This window comes from Empedobacter sp. UBA6745 (genome assembly GCF_002453775.1).
Lineage (GTDB): Bacteria > Bacteroidota > Bacteroidia > Flavobacteriales > Weeksellaceae > Empedobacter > Empedobacter falsenii_C.
The window spans coordinates 119,671-135,214 of the sequence record NZ_DKHL01000032.1; the positions used below are offsets into that span (position 1 = coordinate 119,671).

Sequence of the window (15,544 nt, forward strand, 5' to 3'; positions counted from 1 at the left end):
TAGATTTTAAAAATATTTTTTTTAGTAAAATAGAATATCAATAATTATTTGATCTAACATTTAAAAACAATTATTTGTCTTATTTACAAACCTTCATTAAATACTCCCCATAACCACTTTTTTGTAATGGTTCTGCAATTTTTGTTAATTGCTCTTTGTTGATATATCCCATTCTATAGGCTACCTCCTCAATAGCTCCAATTTTCATTCCTTGGCGTTCTTCAATCACTTGAACAAATTGCCCCGCTTGCATCAAAGAGTTGATTGTACCTGTATCTAGCCAAGCTGTTCCACGGTTGAAAACACCTACTTTCAGTTTACCTCTTTTTAGGTATTCGGCATTAATGTCTGTAATTTCTAATTCTCCACGAGGAGATGGTTTTATATTTTTAGCAATTTCTATCACATTATTGTCATAAAAATATAATCCCGGAACTGCATAATTTGATTTTGGTTCAGAAGGCTTCTCTTCAATCGAAACTACTTCATTATTCTTGTTAAACTCAACAACACCATATCTTTCAGGATCAGATACTTGATATGCAAAAACTACTCCTCCGTCAGGATTCGCAGAATCTTGTAATAATTTAGACATTCCAGAAGCATAGAAAATATTATCTCCTAAAATTAAAGCTACTTTATCATCACCAATAAATTCTTCTCCTAGAATAAACGCTTGCGCTAAACCATCTGGACTTGGTTGTTCTTTATAAGAAAATTTACATCCTATTTGAGAACCGTCACCTAATAACTTCTCGAAATGAGGTAAATCGTGTGGTGTAGAAATAATCAATATTTCATTAATTCCAGCCAACATTAAAGTTGATAATGGATAATAAATCATTGGTTTATCATATACTGGCATTAACTGTTTACTGACAGCTAATGTTAATGGATGCAACCTTGTACCTGAGCCTCCGGCTAATATTATTCCTTTCATGTTTTTTTTTGTTGTTAAAACGGTTAGATGGTTAGATGGTTAGATGGTTATATGGTTATATGGTTATATGGTTATATGGTTAAAGGGTTATATGGTTATATGGTTATATGGTTATATGGCAAAATTAGTCTTTTTAACTTTATCACCTCCTAACCTCTTAACCTCCTAACCTCCTAACCTTTCTAACCTCTTAACCTTCTAACCCCTTAACTTTAAATTCCTCAAACGACTGTGCTTCTTGATCTTTTTCAGAGATTATCATTTTATCTGTTGGAATTTGCCAATCTATATTCAGTTCGCTGTCTAAAGGGTTAACGCCGTCTTCTGACTCTTTATTATAACCATTGTCACATTTATAGAAAAATGTAGCAGAATCAGAAATAACAGAAAATCCATGTAAAAATCCTCTCGGAATAAACAATTGGCGTTTATTCTCAGCAGATAATTCTACTGCAACTGATTGACCATAGGTTTCAGAACCTGGACGAACATCAACTGCAACATCTATTACCGCTCCTTCTACCACACGAACCAATTTTGCTTGGGCATGTTCTCCTGCTTGCATATGTAATCCACGAACTACACCGTAAGAAGATTTAGACTGATTATCTTGAACAAAAGTTGGTTTATAACCCAAAATTTCTTTCAATTTATTCTCGTTATATGATTCAAAAAAATAACCTCTCGAATCTTCAAAAACTGTAGGTTCTAAAATAAAACAACCTTTTAATTTCGTTTCTGTCGCTTTCATTTAATTGTCAATATTGTTTTATAATGTTAATAAAGTTGATAAGGTTATAAAAGGTTAATAAGGTTAGATAGATATAAAAAGGTTAATCTATTCTCAATGATTTAATCAATTTAGAAAGCATACTTTTTATATAATTTATACTCTTTTGAAATTGTATTAAATTACCAATAAATCCTAATCGAAAAGCTATTTCCAATTGCGTTTCAAGTTCACTTACTGAACCTAGCGCAATATAAAGAAAACGTATAAACTCAGCTTGACTTTGTCGACCTGCTCCTTCTGCAATATTACTTGGGATAGAGACCGCACTCCGTTTCATTTGACTTGTCAATCCGTAAAGTTCTTCTTTAGGGAAAATTTTTACAGTTTCATAAATACAGACGACTAAATCCATAGATTCTTGCCAAACTTTTAATTCTTTATGACTAGCCATATTTTTTAAAGTTTTATATGTGTGGTGGTAAAAAAGGCTTAAGTTGAAATGAGAAAATAGAGAAATGGGGAGAACTAACTTTCTTAACTTTCTTAACTTTCTTAACTTTCTTAACTTTCTTAACTTTCTTAACCTTCTTAACTTTCTTAACCTTATTAACTATTAATTATACTGTTTTTCGTAATATTTTTGGTAATCGCCAGAGGTTACATTGTCTAGCCATTCTTTGTTGGATAAAAACCAATCGATAGTTAGACTCAAACCTTGCTCAAACGTCACACTTGGTTTCCAGCCTAATTCTTCGTTGATTTTTGTTGCATCAATTGCATAACGTAAATCATGTCCTGGACGATCTTTCACAAATGTGATTAATTGTTCTGAAGTTCCTGCTTCTTTCCCTAATTTTTCATCCATTTGCTTGCACAATTCTTTTACCAAATCGATGTTTTTCCATTCGTTGAAACCTCCTACATTGTAAGAACCTCCATTTTTTCCTTCATGGAAAACTAAATCAATCGCTTTTGCATGATCGATCACAAATAACCAATCGCGTGTATATTTTCCATCTCCGTAAATTGGCAATGGATTCCCGTTTAAAATATTATGAATACACAACGGAATCAATTTTTCCGGGAAATGATTTGGCCCGTAATTGTTAGAACAATTCGTCAAAACAATCGGTAAACCATATGTATCATGATATGCTCTTACAAAATGATCCGAAGATGCTTTTGATGCTGAATATGGCGAATGCGGATCATAAGAAGTTTCTTCTGTAAAAAAACCTTCATCTCCTAAAGCGCCAAAAACCTCATCTGTCGAAACATGATGAAAACGTTTTCCTTCGAAATTATTGTTCCAAATCGTTTTTGCAGCATTCAATAAATTTACTGTTCCAATCACATTTGTCATCACAAAATCTAACGGATTTGTAATTGAACGATCCACGTGAGATTCGGCAGCTAAATGGATTACTCCATCTGGTTCATGTTTTTCAAAAACCTCTAATATATGTTTTGCGTCAGTAATATCAGCTTTTACGAATTCGTAATTTGATTTACTTTCGATATCTTTCAAATTCTCTAAATTTCCAGCATACGTCAACGCATCAAGGTTGATAATTTTCGTTTCAGGATATTTTAAGACAAATTCTCTTACAACGTGAGAACCGATAAATCCAGCTCCTCCAGTAATTAAAATAGTTTTCATAGTATTTTTATAGTCGTTTATCAACTTCTTCTTTAGGCAAAGCCCCTTTTACATCATAAATCACTCCATTTTCTTTTAAATAATCCGTTAACTGAAGATTTAAAAATTCGTTGTGTGAAACAGTCAAAATAATGGCGTCAAATTTAGATCCTTCGAGAAGTTCTGAATGACATTTTATTCCATATTCATGCATCACCTCACCTTGGTTAGCCCAAGGGTCTAAAGTTGTCACTTCGATTCCATATTCTTCTAAAGCATTAATCACATCAATTGCTTTCGAATTACGAATATCAGGGCAATTTTCTTTAAAGGTAATTCCTAAATTTAGAACTTTCGCTCCTTTTACTTTGATATCGTTATTTATTAACAATTTAACCACTTGAGAAGCTACAAATGCGCCCATCGAGTCATTCAATCGTCTTGCTGCTAAAATTAATTCAGAATAATAACCAATTTCTTGTGCCTTTTGAGCCAAATAAAATGGATCAACACCAATACAATGTCCTCCAACAAGACCTGGTTTGAATGGTAAAAAATTCCATTTTGTTCCAGCTGCTTCTAAAACATCATTTGTATCAATATCCATTAGCGAGAAAATCTTCGATAATTCATTGATAAACGCAATATTGATATCTCTTTGCGAATTTTCAATTACTTTTGACGCTTCTGCAACCTTGATTGTAGGTGCTAAATGTGTTCCAGCAACAATTACCGATTTATATAAATCATCAACAATTTGACCAATTTCTGGAGTTGAACCTGATGTTACTTTTAAAATTTTCTCAACCGTATGTTTTTTATCTCCTGGATTAATTCGCTCTGGTGAATATCCCGCATAAAAATCTTGGTTAAACTTTAATCCCGAAAATTGTTCCAATACTGGAATACATTCTTCTTCTGTAACACCTGGATAAACCGTTGATTCGTAAATAACAATATTATTTGGTTTTAAAACTTTACCTACCGTTTCTGAAGACTTTTTAAGCGGCGTTAAATCAGGTCTATTATTTTTATCTACAGGAGTTGGAACCGTTACAATAAAAATTGTTGCTTCCTGAATATCTTCTGTATTCGAAGAGCAAAACAATCCGTTTTGAGATTCTTCGACAAGCTCAGAATCTGAATTAAAAGGATTTTGTTTAACTAAAACATTTTGTAAAACATCATTTTCAACTTCTAAAGTTGAATCAATTCCATTATTTAATTCAGCAATACGTTTCTGATTGATATCAAACCCAACAACAGGGTATTTTGTTGCAAATAATCGAGCCAAAGGTAAACCTACGTAACCTAAGCCGATAACTGCTATTTTATGTTGTTGATTCATTATTTATTATAATATTTTCTGTACCATTGTACAAAGTTATAAACTCCTTTGTCAACAGGATAATTAGGATTATAGCCAAATTTCTCTTTCAAATCTTGGACATCTGCCCATGTTTGATTGACATCTCCTGCTTGCATCGGATACATTTCTAAAATAGCTTTTTCACCTGTCGAATGTTCAACTTCTTTAATGAAGTCCATTAATTGAACAGGTTTACTATTTCCTATATTGTATAATTGGTATTTTTCGTTTGTATTTTTATCTTCAAGAATTTTTTCAATTCCTTGAATAATATCGTCAATGTACGTAAAATCTCGTGATAAATCACCGTGATTAAACACTTTTAGAGGTTGATGATTTAAGATTGCATCTGTAAACAAAAACATCGCCATATCTGGTCGTCCCCAAGGTCCATAAACGGTAAAAAAACGTAAACCTATCGTTTGGAAATCGTACAAATGGCTATACGCATGCGCCATTAGCTCGTTTGCTTTTTTGGTTGCAGCGTATAAACTAATAGGATGATCAACATTTTGATTTGTTGAAAAAGGAACATCTGAAGAGTTTCCGTAAATACTTGAGCTACTTGCGTACAATAACTTTTTGACGTTATAATTTCGGCAACATTCTAAAATATTTAGAAAACCAACCAAATTACTTTGTCCATAGGCATCAGGATTTTCGATACTATAACGAACACCAGCCTGAGCTGCCATATTAACAACCGCATCAAACGAATATTCTTTAAAAAGTTGAGCCAATGACTCTTTATCTTCTAAATTCATTCGATAGAAAATCATCTTTTCTTCATGTTTAGAAGAAAGAACTTTCTGACCAAAATTTGAAGCAAATTCTTGATTGATTCCTAATTCTTTTAATCGATCATATTTTAACTGTACAGTGTAATAATCATTAATATTATCAATTCCAACAACTTTGATATTTTTTTCGATTAATTTTTCAGCTAAATGGTAACCTATAAAACCAGCTACACCAGTTATTAATACTGTTTTCATTATTTCTCCTTTTCAGAAGTCGCAACTACTTTTCTTAATCCAGAACTAGAGAAGCGATGTGTACGCTTGTTGTAGTAAATTTGAATATTATTATCTAAACAATATTGTTTTCCTGTAAAGTCGATATTTCGATATTCTTCCCCAATAACTCTAACATTTATTGGTAAAGCACTTAGCATATCAAACAGATCTTGTTCGGTTTCGTAGGGAATAATTTCGTCGACATATCGACAGCCTTCTAATTGAATATAACGCTCTACTATGGATTGCGTAGGGCTATTCTTGGAAGGATCTACACTTGCAGGATCTGTATTAAGCCCTACAATTAAGTAGTCGCATTGTCTTTTGGCTTCTTCGAGCATCATCACATGACCTGCATGAAGAAGGTCAAATATACCGAATGTAATTCCCGTTGTCATTTTATAATAATATTGTTGGAACGACAAATTTACGGATTTATATTGAATTAATTTTAAGCTTTTTTGACATAAAAAAAGCACTCAAATCGAGTGCTAAGTATTTAAATTAATTCAGAATTTATTTTTTCTAAATGCGTGTAAACATTCTTTACTTCCTGTGAATATTCTTTTTGTAGAATTAAATTCGCTGTTGGGGTATTCACAAAAATGGTATTTTGTAAACCAACAAAAGAAGTATAAACATCTGTTCCAATCACCATGTTTCCATTACGATCGACATAATGTCCGTTCATCACAAAATAATCATACAAGGATTCGAAAGAACCTAAATCATTCCAAACAAATTTTGCTGGAACTACTTTTATCTTCTTGCTTCGTTCCATTACGGCGTAATCGATACTATTTGATGGAATATTCATTGAAAGTTCTTCGTTCAATTCTCCGTTAATATTGTCAGACCAAGCAATTTTTGAAGCTTCGTAAATATCTTTCTCAAATTTCTTTAATTCTTTCAGTAAAATTTTTGCTTTGAAACAAAACATTCCACTATTCCACAAAAAATTTCCTTGCTCGATAAAATCTTGCGCAGTAATATGATTTGGTTTTTCGCGGAAAGAAAGTACATTATCTCCTTTGTGCTCAATATAACCATAACCCGTTTCTGGACGAGTCGGATGAACACCAAATGTTACGATATAATCTTTTTCGGCTAGCGCAATCGCTTTTTTCATTGCAACTTGGTAAGCTTCCATATCTTCAATCAAATGATCAGATGGTGTAACAATTAGAATATCATCATCCTCAACTGCTAAAGCTGCAAATGCAATTGCCGCCGCTGTATTACGCGGAACAGCTTCTACAATTTTTGTGTATTCAACATCAAGTTTATCTAAAACTTCTTGACTTAAATGGTCATTATCTTTATTCCCAATCACAATTAATTTATCGGCAATTGGACGATTACGTTGAATCGTTAACTCAAATAATGATTGCTCATTAAACAAAGGTAAATATTGTTTTGGATGGCTTTTACGAGAAAGTGGCCATAAACGACTTCCTACTCCTCCAGATAATATCACGTTATAAATACACATAAATTCTTCTAATTCGAACTGACGAAGTTAATAAATTATATTTTAACAAATCTTTTAAAATCATTTTTTTCTTTAACATACAAAAAAAAGCGTTCAAAAATTGAACGCTTTAAACTATTATTATTGATTTTATTAAATCATCGAAATACGTAATGTATTTGTAATTCCTTTCTCAAATGCTGGCATTGCATTAAGATTGATGATATAATCACCATATTCTACATAACCTGCATTCTTTGCTAAGATATTTACTTCTGTTACCGTTTGATCGGTAGAAGTATCGCGAGGATCGTAATTGATTGCTTTTACTCCCCATAACAAATTCAACATTCGGTTAATACGTTTACTTGGGTTGAAAACCAAAATAAATGAATTTGGACGATGAGAAGAAATTTGGAAAGCTGTATAACCAGAATATGTTAAAGTTGCAATTGCTTTCGCTCCTGTATCTTCTGCCATTCTAGCTGCATTATAACAAACCATATCAGTTACGAAACGTTCGTTTTTGATCTTTGGTTTGTGTTCTGGTACATGTACGTGATCATCATCTTCAACAGTTTGAAGAATCTTCGTCATTTTCTCGATAACTTGTACAGGATATTGTCCTACAGAAGTTTCTCCAGATAACATTACCGCATCTGCTCCATCAAAAACTGCATTCGCAACATCAGAAACCTCAGCACGAGTTGGTGTCAAACTAGAAATCATTGTTTCCATCATTTGTGTTGCAACAATAACTGGTTTACGAGCTAATTTCGCTTTGTCAATTAATTGTTTTTGCGCTTTTGGAACTATTTCAAACGGAACCTCAACTCCTAAATCTCCACGAGCAACCATTAATCCATCAGAAAATTCTAAAATATCATCAATATTTTCTAATGCTTCTGGTTTTTCGATTTTAGAGATAATTGGAATTTTTAATGTTCCATTTTCTTTGATAAATTCTGATAAATCTTTTACATCTTGTCCAGAACGTACAAAAGATAATGCAAACCAATCGACACGATTTTCGATTGCGAATTTTGCATCTTCTTTATCTTTTTCTGTTAGAGCTGGTAAAGAGATATTTGTATTTGGTAAGTTAACTCCTTTTTTAGAACGTAATGGACCTCCTTGAATCGTTTCTGCTTTTACAGTATCCGTTCCGTTTGTCTCGATTACTTTGAAGATTAATTTTCCGTCATCAATCAAAATATTTTCTCCCACTTGCACATCTTGCGCAAACTTTTTGTACGTCATAAAAACTTTTTCTTTCGTTCCTACAACATCTTCGTTTGTAAATGTTAAAATATCTCCTGGATTGATTACGAAATCTTCGTGTTCCATTTTTCCAATACGCAACTTAGGTCCTTGTAAATCCGCTAAAATTGCTGTATTGTAGCCATGATCGTTATTTAATTGATGAATTGTATCAATCTTACGTTTCACATCCGCATAATCTGCGTGCGAAAAGTTGATACGGAACACATCTGTTCCTTTTCTCATCATTTCTAATAAAATCTCTGGACTATCGGTTGCCGGACCTAAAGTCGCGACAATTTTTGTCTTTTTAAGATATTGTCTATCGTAAATCATAATTTTCCCTTTTTTTATGCACAATATTTTGTTAGAAAACCAATTGATCTGCATTGCTAATCAAATCGATATCTATTTTTTTGATCGTTCTTATAAAATCTTTTTCTACAAATGGTAGTTGAAGATATTGTAGTTCATCTTCCCAACCAGAGATTTTTACTACATAGTTGCAATCCTTGTAATTTGGCACAAGAATAACGCTCTCTTTGAAAAGATTTGATAAATCTACTTCATTTTTTTTAAAATCGGATTGATTTGGAGTATTTTTAATGATATGATAATCTATTTTATTTGCTTCGTCTAACCATTGATAGGTTTCGAAAAAATAAGTATGCTCATCTAACCGAATATCCAAATCGTGAATACGCTCAAAACGCGTATCAAAAGTAGAGTTGAGATGGAAAATAAATTGTGTAGAAGTGTTAAAACTAGAATTTACGCCTATGAGATGAAAATCTATCCAATCATCATATAAGAGTAATTCTGCCATGTTTCTAAACTTTTTCTATTTTCTTTTGTAGCGAATAGTACGCACGTTTTGCTGCGCTTTCTTCGGCTTTCTTTTTAGAAGTTCCTCTCCCTTTCGAGATGACTTTATCATTCAGACGGATTACTGACACAAAAACCTGCAAATCTTCTGCGTTTTGCTCCTCAAATGTATTGAATCTTATCGTATTTCTCGTTTTTTGACTCCATTCCAAAATCAACGATTTGTGACTTGTAATCGTGTGTTCCAAACGATCTAAATCCGCATAAGGGTCAATAATTTTGACTTGAATAAATTTTTGTACAGCATCTATGCCTCCATCAACATAAATTGCACCAACCAACGCCTCCAACATATCACCATTTACATCTTCACCTAAATTGTTGTGATTGTTCATTGGATCCAAATAATCTAACAAGCCAAGTTGTTTGGAAACGGCATTCAATTGTTTACGCGAAACAATTTTAGAGCGCATTTTTGTCAAATAACCTTCTTGTTGATCTGGCGCTTTGTAGTATAAGTGCATTGCTGCAGAAGCACCAAGTAATGCATCTCCTAAAAACTCTAATCTTTCAAAGTTTATACTGTTTCCATTTTCATCTTTTTTCTGTGCAGATCTGTGGGTAAATGCTTCTTTAAAAACCTCAACATTGCGAGGAGTATAACCCAAAATCGACTTCAAAAATTTCAAAAAAGGATCAGATGAATTTGAATCATCACGATGATTTTTAAAAGAAAATAATTTTTTTAAGAAAGACATTACTTATACTTCTTAAATATCACACAAGCATTGTGACCACCGAAACCAAAAGTATTACTCAATGCATAATCTACATTTTTCTCTTTTGCTTTGTTAAATGTATAATCGATTTTCGGATCAAGATTTTCATCATCCGTAAAATGATTAATTGTTGGTGGAACGATACTGTTATTGATTGCTCCAATAGCCGAAATCGCTTCAATAATCCCTGCACCACCTAATAAGTGACCAGTCATAGATTTTGTTGAATTGATTTGAATATTATAAGCATGTTCTCCAAATAATTTTTGAATTGCTTTAGATTCTGCAATATCACCTAATGGTGTAGATGTTCCGTGCATATTGATATGATCCACGTCTTCTACGCTGATATTGGCATCTAATAAAGCCTCTCTCATCACATTTAATGCGCCTAATCCTTCGGGATGTGGAGCTGTAATATGGTGAGCATCTGCTGTCATTCCTGTTCCTACTAATTCAGCATAAATTGTAGCTCCACGTGCAATTGCATGTTCGTACTCTTCTAAAACAATACATCCTGCACCTTCTCCCATTACAAAACCGTCTCGGTCTTTGTCGAATGGTCTAGAGGCTGTTTGTGGATCGTCATTTCTGGTTGATAACGCATGCAAAGCATTGAACCCTCCAATACTAGATGCTGTAATTGCAGCTTCCGAACCTCCTGTAACTATTGCTTCAGCTTTTCCAAGTCTTAATAACATGTAAGCATCAATAATTGCATTTGTTGAAGAGGCACAAGCCGAAACAGTTGTATAATTAGGCCCCATAAGACCAAATTCCATTGAAATATGACCAGGTGTGATATCTGCAATCATCTTAGGGATAAAGAAAGGATTGAAACGAGGTGTTCCATTTCCTGTGGCATAATTAGACACTTCTTCTTCAAAAGTTTTAATTCCACCAATACCAGATCCCCATATAACACCAATACGCTCTTTGTTTGCATTAGCAGCATCTAAAATACCACTATGTTTGATAGCTTCTCTTGCAGCCACAATTCCCAATTGGGCACAACGATCAATCTTGCGCGCTTCTTTTCGGTCAAAATGGTCTTCAATATTGAAGTTTTTAACCTCACAAGCAAATTGTGTCTTAAAAAGAGTTGCATCAAAAAGCGTAATAGGCGCAGCGCCACTTACACCATTCACTAATCCATCCCAATACTCTTGGTATGTATTTCCGATTGGTGTTAGCGCGCCTAAACCTGTTACTACTACTCTTTTTAATTCCATAAAAATTAGGAACTATTACTTGTTTAAGTCTTCGATGTATTTTACAGCTTGACCTACAGTAGAAATTTTTTCTGCTTGATCGTCTGGAATTTGGATATCAAATTCTTTTTCGAACTCCATGATTAATTCTACAGTGTCTAATGAATCAGCTCCTAAATCGTTAGTGAAACTTGCTTCTAGAGTAACTTCGCTTTCGTCAACTCCTAATTTATCTACGATAATTGCTTTCACTCTTGATGTAATGTCAGACATAATTTTCTAATTTTAATTGTTGTAAACTAGTGCAAAAATATAAAACTTATATTAAATACAAGCTTTTTTTTATATGCACGCATAAGAACTTACAAATATATGGTGAATAAATATTCACGAAAACGTTTAAGTGAATGACATAAGTCAAATTTTTCACGCTTTTTTTTATTGTAACTTTGCACAAAGTTTTTACCTTTAATCTTATAAAGATACTATAAAATCACAAAAATGAGCATAGAATTGGCATCTTACGGAATAAAAAATTCCAAAATCAACTATCAATTATCTCCTGAAGAACTTACCAAGAAGATGGTAGAGTTAGGACAAGGAGAAATTACTTCTTCTGGAGCAGTGAATATGCTTACAGGAGAATTCACAGGACGATCTCCTAAAGATCGTTTTATTGTAAAAGACGAAATTACAGAAGATAACGTATGGTGGGATGGAAATATTAATATTCCTTTCGATTCTGAAAAATTTGATGCGCTGTATGACAAAGTTGTTGCTCACTTAAGTAACCGTGAAGTTTATGTACGCGATGCTTTTGCTTGTGCAGATGATTCATACAAAACGAAAATCAGAGCGATCACTGAAACTCCTGCAGCTAATTTGTTTATTTACAATATGTTTATCCGTCCAACAGAAGAAGAGTTAAAAAACTTCGGAGATTCTGAATGGACGATTATTAATGCGCCAACTTTTGTTGCAAATGCAGAAGAAGACGGGACAAGACAACACAATTTCTCGATTCTAAACTTCAAACGCAAAATCGTTTTGAATGGTGGAACAGGCTATACAGGAGAAATGAAAAAAGGAATTTTTTCTGCATTAAACTTTATTATGCCTGTATTTAGAAAAACTTTGCCAATGCACTGTTCTGCTAACTCTGGTGAAAACGGAGATACAGCCATGTTTTTTGGTTTATCCGGAACGGGTAAAACAACCTTATCCGCTGATAAAAACAGACGTTTAATTGGTGATGATGAACACGGTTGGACTGAAGACAATACTGTATTCAATTTTGAAGGTGGCTGTTATGCAAAAGTAATCAACTTATCTCCGGAAGGAGAGCCTGAAATTTTTGCTGCAATTAAAGACGGAGCTTTATTGGAAAACTGTAAATTGGTTCAAGGAACAAACGAAGTAGATTTCACAGACACTTCTATTACAGAAAATACACGTGTTTCTTACCCGATTGATTATATCGAAAATATCGCCGTTCCATCAGTAGGAAAAAACCCTAAAAATATTTTCTTCTTATCTTTTGATGCTTATGGTGTTTTTCCTCCAATCGCAAGGTTAAATCCGGATCAAGCTGCTTATTTATTTATTTCAGGATACACATCTAAAGTCGCAGGTACAGAGGCTGGTGTTACAGAGCCTCAAACAACTTTCTCTACATGTTTCGGCGCACCATTTATGCCATTACATCCGACTAAATATGCAGAAATGTTAAGTGATAAAGTGGAGAAAACAGGTGTTAATGTTTGGTTGATCAATACAGGATGGAATGGTCAAAAACAACGCATGTCTTTAAAAGATACACGTGCCGTTATTAATGCTGCACTGAATGGAGATCTAAATAATGTTGAGTTCAGAAAAGACCCATATTTCGGATTCGAAGTTCCGGTTGCTATTGAAGGTGTTGCACAAGAAAAATTAAATCCTGCTACATCATTTACAACTGAAGAAGCTTATAAAGAAAATGCTCAAATATTAGCTGCTAAATTTAAAGAAAACTTCAAAAAGTTTGAGGAATTTGCAACTGCTGATTTATTAGCCGGTGGACCGACAATTTAAAAATTGACTTTCAAATAAAATAAAAAAACCGAGCAATTTGCTCGGTTTTTTTATTTCTAATCTATTCTAGGTATAGATTACATTTTTAAATAAAAATCTTTTGTAAGGCTGATGTATTCGTTGGTGTATTGATGACGTTCTAGTTCTATTACCAACTCTTCTTTTGAAACTATTCGCTCTTGAAAACTGAATTCCAGCAAAACACGTTTAATTGATGAATTAGAATTTCCCTTTACATAAACTATTCTAGATAATTTTAAATCATTTTGAGAGGCTTTCTCATAAAAATCATCCATTTGATCATATGGAATAATAAAACTTGCTACACCTTCTTTATGAAGCATTTTTGCCGTATTTTCTATTAACTCTGTAAAAGTTAATGTTTCTTGTTGACGAGCCTGCTTACGTGCATCAAAATCAACAGAGTTATTAACGGTAAAAAATGGAGGGTTACTAACAATTAGATCATATTTTTTATCGCTTGAATAAGCTTGAAGTGATGTACTCTTTATCTTTAATCGTTCAGAAAAAATAGAATGCTCGAAGTTTTCTTTCGCTTGCAAGAAGGCATCATGATCAATTTCAATTGCGTCAACTCTTGAGTTTGGAAAACGTTGTGCCAGCATCAAAGAAATCAAACCGGTACCTGTTCCGACATCCAAAATATTTTCTCCTGTTTCGAGATTTGACCATGCTCCAAGTAAAACCCCGTCTGTTCCTACTTTCATTGCAGTTTTGTCTTGAAAAATTTCGAATTGTTTGAATCGAAAAGGTTTTCTATTCATTGTAAGGAATCAAAATATAAAACGTTGTCCCAACTGAAACCTCTGTTTCAAAACGGATGGTTCCATCGTAATCATCTATAATTTTTTTGACCATTGGTAAACCAATCCCCATCCCACTGTTCTTCGTTGTAAATTTTGGAACAAAAATAGAGTCTTGAGATTCTACCGGAATTCCATCCCCATTATCTTTTATACTGATATGCAGAAAACCATCTATCAGTAAAACATCAACTTTTACTTTTGCCTTACGTGATTTGGGAATAGATTGAAATGCATTTTTCGTAATATTGGTGATAACCCTGTTTAAATATTGTTTGTCAAAATGCATCATAATGATTTCGGGAGAATAATTGAATTCAATATATTCCATTGGAAACACATACAGTGTATTTTTTATCACATCAATCACATCAATTTTTTCATCATTACGAGAAGGCATTTTTGCAAAGTCAGAAAAAGCTTCTGCTATTGCTGAAATGGTATCAATTTGTTGCAATAAAATATTTCCTGTACGCATTGTTTTTTCTTCAATATCAGGATCATTTGGGTCAAATCTTCGCATGTAATTCTGAATCATCAATCGCATTGGAGTCAATGGATTCTTAACTTCATGTGCAACTTGTCTCGCAAAATCCCGCCAAGCCTCTTCTCTTTCTTGTTTGGCTATTAAATCGGATTGATCTTTTAAACGATACAACATATCATTGTAAGAATCGACCAAAACTTTGATTTCATCATTTCCGTCATAGCGAATAGGCATATTGTTTACAATAACTTCTGTCTCCCGAATGCGATCTGCAAACGACCAAAGTTTATTAAGCGTACGTTTAGTAACAAAATAGACCGCAAATGTTCCAAACAAAAGAATAACTCCAAAAGCCAATCCATAACTACCAATTAATGTAAACATGTCTTGTTGTAAAAAATCTTGGTTAGATTGATAAGGTAGACAGAGAACAGCAATATTTTCGTTGTAATAATTTTTGATATTACTATAAGACGAATAAACATTATTGTCGTCGGCTGTATCTTTATTCGTTACAATAAAATCATTTGATTTTTGTAGTTGGTCTAATATTTTCTGAGGTAAAACATCATAAGTCGTTGAAACTGGCTGTGTGGTTAAAATTTTATTACCACGCAAATCATAAATTACAATATCGGTTTTATTGATATCACCGATGCGAAGAAAACCATCTTCTAAAATGTCATGAATATTATCTTTGGTTGCAATTCCAGGATAATTATCCATTTCGTAATCTATCGCAGACTCTACCGCTCTAACTTTTCGTTTGAGAATATCTTCGTGATATTGTTTAGTTTGTTGATTGAAATGATTGGCAGTAATCAGCAAGATAGCACCTGCTGTAAATAACAAAATCGTTACCATATAAATGATAATACGAACGGGTAGCGATAGGTTATTTTTTTTTCTAATCATTT

General features: G+C 33.2%; 16 protein-coding genes. 1 reads left to right on the forward strand and 15 read right to left on the reverse strand.

Annotation, left to right across the window (positions count from 1 at the left end):
- Positions 1–79 precede the first annotated feature (79 nt).
- The 13 genes from rfbA to B4H69_RS09485 all read right to left on the reverse strand — a co-directional run bounded on the left by rfbA (position 80) and on the right by B4H69_RS09485 (position 11,516).
- Entirely contained in the window at positions 80–940 is an 861-nt protein-coding gene (gene rfbA, locus B4H69_RS09425) for a glucose-1-phosphate thymidylyltransferase RfbA (protein ID WP_291093690.1), read from the reverse strand.
- A 190-nt stretch (positions 941–1,130) separates the two neighbouring features.
- Positions 1,131–1,691: a dTDP-4-dehydrorhamnose 3,5-epimerase gene (rfbC, locus tag B4H69_RS09430; protein WP_291093693.1), complete on the reverse strand. Its 561-nt coding sequence runs from the start codon at positions 1,689–1,691 to the stop codon at positions 1,131–1,133.
- 82 nt (positions 1,692–1,773) lie between these two features.
- Positions 1,774–2,124: a four helix bundle protein gene (locus B4H69_RS09435; RefSeq protein WP_114998499.1), complete on the reverse strand. Its 351-nt coding sequence runs from the start codon at positions 2,122–2,124 to the stop codon at positions 1,774–1,776.
- 162 nt (positions 2,125–2,286) lie between these two features.
- Complete coding sequence (rfbB, locus tag B4H69_RS09440; protein WP_291093696.1) at positions 2,287–3,333, reverse strand: dTDP-glucose 4,6-dehydratase; 1,047 nt, start codon at positions 3,331–3,333, stop codon at positions 2,287–2,289.
- A gap of 7 nt (positions 3,334–3,340) precedes the next feature.
- Positions 3,341–4,660 carry a nucleotide sugar dehydrogenase gene (locus B4H69_RS09445; protein WP_291093699.1) on the reverse strand — a complete coding sequence of 440 codons (1,320 nt, stop codon included), beginning with the start codon at positions 4,658–4,660 and terminating at the stop codon, positions 3,341–3,343.
- Positions 4,660–5,676, reverse strand: coding sequence for an NAD-dependent epimerase/dehydratase family protein (locus B4H69_RS09450; protein ID WP_291093702.1), 1,017 nt, complete (start codon positions 5,674–5,676; stop codon positions 4,660–4,662). Before B4H69_RS09450 ends, B4H69_RS09445 begins: the two co-directional genes overlap by 1 nt.
- Positions 5,676–6,095 carry an adenylyltransferase/cytidyltransferase family protein gene (locus B4H69_RS09455; RefSeq protein WP_114998507.1) on the reverse strand — a complete coding sequence of 140 codons (420 nt, stop codon included), beginning with the start codon at positions 6,093–6,095 and terminating at the stop codon, positions 5,676–5,678. Before B4H69_RS09455 ends, B4H69_RS09450 begins: the two co-directional genes overlap by 1 nt.
- 101 nt (positions 6,096–6,196) lie before the next feature.
- Positions 6,197–7,189, reverse strand: a complete 993-nt coding sequence (locus B4H69_RS09460; protein ID WP_291093705.1) for a mannose-1-phosphate guanylyltransferase — start codon at positions 7,187–7,189, stop codon at positions 6,197–6,199.
- A 132-nt stretch (positions 7,190–7,321) separates the two neighbouring features.
- Positions 7,322–8,764 carry a pyruvate kinase gene (gene pyk, locus B4H69_RS09465; protein ID WP_291093708.1) on the reverse strand — a complete coding sequence of 481 codons (1,443 nt, stop codon included), beginning with the start codon at positions 8,762–8,764 and terminating at the stop codon, positions 7,322–7,324.
- Between the two features lie 31 nt (positions 8,765–8,795).
- Entirely contained in the window at positions 8,796–9,254 is a 459-nt protein-coding gene (locus B4H69_RS09470) for an IPExxxVDY family protein (protein ID WP_291093711.1), read from the reverse strand.
- A gap of 4 nt (positions 9,255–9,258) precedes the next feature.
- Entirely contained in the window at positions 9,259–10,011 is a 753-nt protein-coding gene (gene rnc / locus B4H69_RS09475; protein WP_038336000.1) for a ribonuclease III, read from the reverse strand.
- A complete protein-coding gene (fabF, locus tag B4H69_RS09480; RefSeq protein ID WP_291093714.1) occupies positions 10,011–11,264 on the reverse strand; it encodes a beta-ketoacyl-ACP synthase II in 1,254 nt (417 codons plus the stop codon). Before fabF ends, rnc begins: the two co-directional genes overlap by 1 nt.
- Positions 11,265–11,279: 15 nt before the next feature.
- Positions 11,280–11,516 (reverse strand): acyl carrier protein, encoded by a 237-nt coding sequence (locus tag B4H69_RS09485; RefSeq protein ID WP_019975541.1) that lies wholly within the window; start codon positions 11,514–11,516, stop codon positions 11,280–11,282.
- Between the two features lie 228 nt (positions 11,517–11,744).
- On the opposite strand from B4H69_RS09485, the gene pckA reads away from it, so the two are divergent.
- Positions 11,745–13,316: a phosphoenolpyruvate carboxykinase (ATP) gene (gene pckA, locus B4H69_RS09490; protein ID WP_019975540.1), complete on the forward strand. Its 1,572-nt coding sequence runs from the start codon at positions 11,745–11,747 to the stop codon at positions 13,314–13,316.
- A gap of 77 nt (positions 13,317–13,393) precedes the next feature.
- On the opposite strand, the gene B4H69_RS09495 is transcribed toward pckA, so the two are convergent.
- Both B4H69_RS09495 and B4H69_RS09500 read right to left on the reverse strand, forming a co-directional pair.
- Positions 13,394–14,044: a tRNA1(Val) (adenine(37)-N6)-methyltransferase gene (locus tag B4H69_RS09495; RefSeq protein ID WP_291093719.1), complete on the reverse strand. Its 651-nt coding sequence runs from the start codon at positions 14,042–14,044 to the stop codon at positions 13,394–13,396.
- Between the two features lie 49 nt (positions 14,045–14,093).
- On the reverse strand, positions 14,094–15,542 hold the full coding sequence (locus B4H69_RS09500; protein WP_291093723.1) for an ATP-binding protein: 1,449 nt from the start codon (positions 15,540–15,542) through the stop codon (positions 14,094–14,096).
- Positions 15,543–15,544: the final 2 nt, after the last annotated feature.